The sequence below is a fragment of the Xanthomonas sp. SHU 308 genome (assembly GCF_000364645.1).
Taxonomy (GTDB): domain Bacteria; phylum Pseudomonadota; class Gammaproteobacteria; order Xanthomonadales; family Xanthomonadaceae; genus Xanthomonas_A; species Xanthomonas_A sontii.
In genome coordinates this window covers 1-3,699 of record NZ_AQOK01000482.1, presented here as the reverse complement: position 1 = coordinate 3,699, position 3,699 = coordinate 1, and the positions used below count along the sequence as shown (strand labels likewise).

The 3,699-nt window shown below is 74.0% G+C and carries 2 protein-coding genes; both read left to right on the top strand.

The features are described 5' to 3' along the window. Positions 1–12 precede the first annotated feature (12 nt). Positions 13–1,113, top strand: a complete 1,101-nt coding sequence (gene bcsZ, locus D588_RS0114770; protein ID WP_081613565.1) for a cellulose synthase complex periplasmic endoglucanase BcsZ — start codon at positions 13–15, stop codon at positions 1,111–1,113. Continuing rightward, on the top strand, positions 1,101–3,699 hold a 2,599-nt coding region (locus D588_RS0114765), incomplete at its 3' end, for a tetratricopeptide repeat protein (RefSeq protein ID WP_026143732.1). The genes bcsZ and D588_RS0114765, both read left to right, overlap by 13 nt.

The window sequence follows — 3,699 nt, the reverse complement described above, 5'->3', positions numbered from 1 at the left end:
GGTGCGGCGACGCTGCTGCCGCCGGCGCGCGCCGCGCTGGCGATGGCGCCGGCCTGCGCGCCGTGGCGCGAGTGGGCCGCGTTCGTCGGCAAGCACCTCGATGCCAGCGGACGGGTGATCGATTTCCAGCACGCCGACCAGCGCAGCACCTCCGAAGGCCAGTCCTACGCGCTGTTCTTCGCGCTGGTGGCCAACGACCAGGTGCTGTTCGAGCGCGTGCTCGGCTGGACCCGGCACAACCTGTGCGGCGGCCGCCCGCAGCAGGTGCTGCCGGCCTGGCTGTGGGGCCGCGCCAGCGATGGCAGCTGGCGCGTGCTCGACGGCAACAGCGCCAGCGACGCGGACCTGTGGATCGCCTACGTGCTGCTCGAGGCCGGGCGCCTGTGGCAACGGCCCGGCTACACCCAGGCCGGTCTGCAGATGCTGGCGCTGGTGCGACGCACCGAGCTGGCCGAGCTGCCCGGGTTCGGCAGCATGCTGCTGCCGGCGGCCAAGGGCTTCGTCAGGCCGCAACGCTGGACGCTCAACCCCAGTTACCTGCCGCTGCAGTTGCTGCGGCGCTTCGCCGCGGTCGATCCGAAGGGACCGTGGGCCGGGCTGGCCACGCGCAGCGCACGGATGCTGCGCGACAGCGCGCCGGTCGGCTTCGCGCCGGACTGGACCGCCTGGGACGGCCGCGCGTTCGGCGTCGACCCCGACAAGGGCGCGATCGGCAGCTACGACGCCATCCGCGTGTACCTGTGGGCCGGCATGCTCGATGCCGCCGATCCGCTGCGCAAGGCGCTGCTCGACGACCTGTCCGGCCCGCTGCAGCAACTGCGCGCGCAGGGCCGTCTCGACGAGAAGATCGACAGCCGCCAGGGCGTCGGCAGCGGACAGGCGCCGCCCGGCTTCGCCGCGGCCCTGCTGCCGTACCTGAGCGCGCTGCGCGAACCGGCGCTGCTCCAGGCGCAGGCGCAACGCATTCCCGCGCCCGGCGACGCCGCCGCGGCACGGCTTCCCTACTACGACCGGGTGCTGATCCTGTTCGGACGCGCCTGGCTCGACAACCGCTACCGCTTTTCCGCAGACGGCGCGCTGCAGCCCGCCTGGAGAACCCAATGCTCCGCATGAACCTCAAACCCCTGTACCTGGCCGGCATGATCGACCTGTGCCTGCTCGCCGGCAGCGCGCACGCGCAGAACGCCGACGCCACCCAGCAACTGGTCAGCCAGGGCAACTACTGGCACGACCAGGGCCGCGACGATCTCGCCGCCGATGCCTGGCGCAAGCTGCTGCGGGTCGACCCGAACCAGCCCGACGCCCTGCTCGGCCTGGCCCAGATCGATCTGGCGCAGGGCCGCCAGACCGACGCGCGCAAGCGCCTGGCGCAACTGCAGAAGGCGCATCCGCAGGCGCCGCAGACCCAGCGCCTGGCCATGTCGATCGGCGGCACCGGCGATAACATCGACCTGCGCAACGCACGCCGCGCCGCCGCCGCCGGCCGCTACGTGGACGCGGTGCGCGCCTATCAGGCGCTGTTCGACGGCAAGGGCCCGCCGGACTCGCTGGCGCTGGAGTACTACCAGGCGCTGGCTGGCACCCCGCAGGGCTGGGACGGTGCACGCGACGGCCTGCGCCGCCTGGCTGCCGCGCAGCCGGACAACACCGCCGCGGCGCTGGCGCTGGCGCAGGTGCAGACCTACCGCGAACCGTCGCGGCGCGAGGGCATCGCCCAGCTCGCCGCGCTGAGCAAGCGCGCCGATGTCGCCGGTCCCGCGCGTGCCGGCTGGCGCCAGGCGCTGCTGTGGCTCAATGCCGGCCCCGCCGATGCGCCGCTGTACCAGGCGTTCCTGGCCGCCAATCCGAACGATGCCGAGATCGCCAAGAAGGCCGCGCAACTGCAGGAGCGCCGCGCGCAAGGCGGCGATCCGGCCGGCGAACAGCTGGGCGAAGGCTTCAAGGCGCTCAACGCCGGCAACCTGGCGCTGGCCGAACAGCGCTTCGCGCAGGTACTGCGCGCGCGTCCGCGCGATGCCGAGGCGCTCGGTGGCCTGGGCTCGGTGCGGCTGCGCCAGCAGCGCTTCGGCGAAGCGCAGGAACTGCTGCGCCCGGCCGCGGCCGCCAACGGCAAGTGGCGCAGCGCGCTGGACAGCGCGCGCTACTGGCTGCAACTGCAGCAGGCGCAGGCCGCGCGCACCCGCGGCGACACCGACGCCGCGCTGCGCCTGGTCCAGCAGGCGGTCAAGCTCAAGCCCGAGGAGGCCGCCGGCTACGCGTTGCTGGGCGACCTGCAGTCGGCCAGCGATGCCGCCGCCGCCGAAAAGAGCTACCGCGAGGCGCTGCGCCTGCATGCCGACGATGCCGGCGCGCTGCAGGGCCTGATCGCCCTGTACAGCCGCCAGGGCCGCGCCAACGAGGCCAATGCGCTGTTCGCCAGGCTCAGCCCGGCGCAGCGCCAGCAGGCCGGCGGCGAGTCCGCGCTGAAAGCCAACCTGCAGCGCGCCCGCGCGCAGCAGGCGCTGGAGGCCGGCGACACCGTCACCGCGCAGAGCGAGCTGGAAAAGGCGATGGTCGACAACCCGGGCGATCCGTGGGTGCGGCTGGACCTGGCGCGCCTGTACCAGCAGGCCGGGCGTCCGGACCAGGCGCGCAGCGTCATGGACGGCCTGCTCGCAGTGCACGGCGACATGCCCGAGGCGCTGTACGCCAATGCGCTGCTGGCGCAGGAACGCGGCGACTGGGCCAGCGCCTACGCCAGCCTGGAACGCATTCCGGCCAATGCCCGCACCGCCGAGATGAGCGCGCTGCGCAACACCGCCTGGGTCGAACAGCAGGCGGCCACGGCGCGCCTGCTGCAGCAGCAGGGCCGCGGTGGCGAAGCGCAGTTGCTGCTGGGCCGCACCGAGGCCGCGCTGGGCGACGCGCTGGAGCAGCCGGCACTGCTGGCGGCGATGGCCGGCGCCTATGCCGACATCGGCAGCAACCAGCGCGCGCTGACCCTGGCGCAGCGCCTGGTCGCGCAGAACCCCTCCACCGAGGCCCGCCTGCAATACGCCGGCGTGCTGCTGCGCGCGCACCAGGACGCCGAACTGGCGGCGACCCTGCGCCAGCTGCGCGACAGCGACATGAGCGCCGAGCAGCAGCGCCGCTACCAGGCGCTGCGCAGCGGCTACGTGCTGCGCCAGGTCGATGCCCTGCGCGAACTCGGCAACCTCGAAGCCGCCTACGACGCGCTGGCGCCGCTGCTGGCGCAGCAGAACCAGGATCCGCAGGCGGTGGCCGCGCTGGCGCGGCTGTACGCCGCCGCCGGCGACCAGCGCCAGGCGCTGGTGCTGTATCAGCAGCAACTGCAGCAGTCGCCCAACGACCTGGACACGCTGATCGCCGCGGCCAACACCGCCGCCGCGCTGCGCGACCTGCACAGCGCCGAGGACTACCTGCAGCGCGCGCTGGCGCAGGCGCCGGATTCGCCGCAGGTGCTTGGCGCCGCCGGCCGCGTGTACCGCAGCGCCGGCAAGAACCGCAAGGCCGAGAGCTACTTCCGCGCCGCACTGGCGGCGCAGGCGCGCGAGGCGGGCCAGTACGACAACGGCCTGCCGGCCGCCAACGGCCCGGCGTCCTACGCCGCTGCCGGGCGCCCGCTCAATCCGTTCGCCGGCATGAACGGACGCATGCCGCGCAGCGCCGCGGTGGTGTCCGACCGCCTCGGCGGCGGCG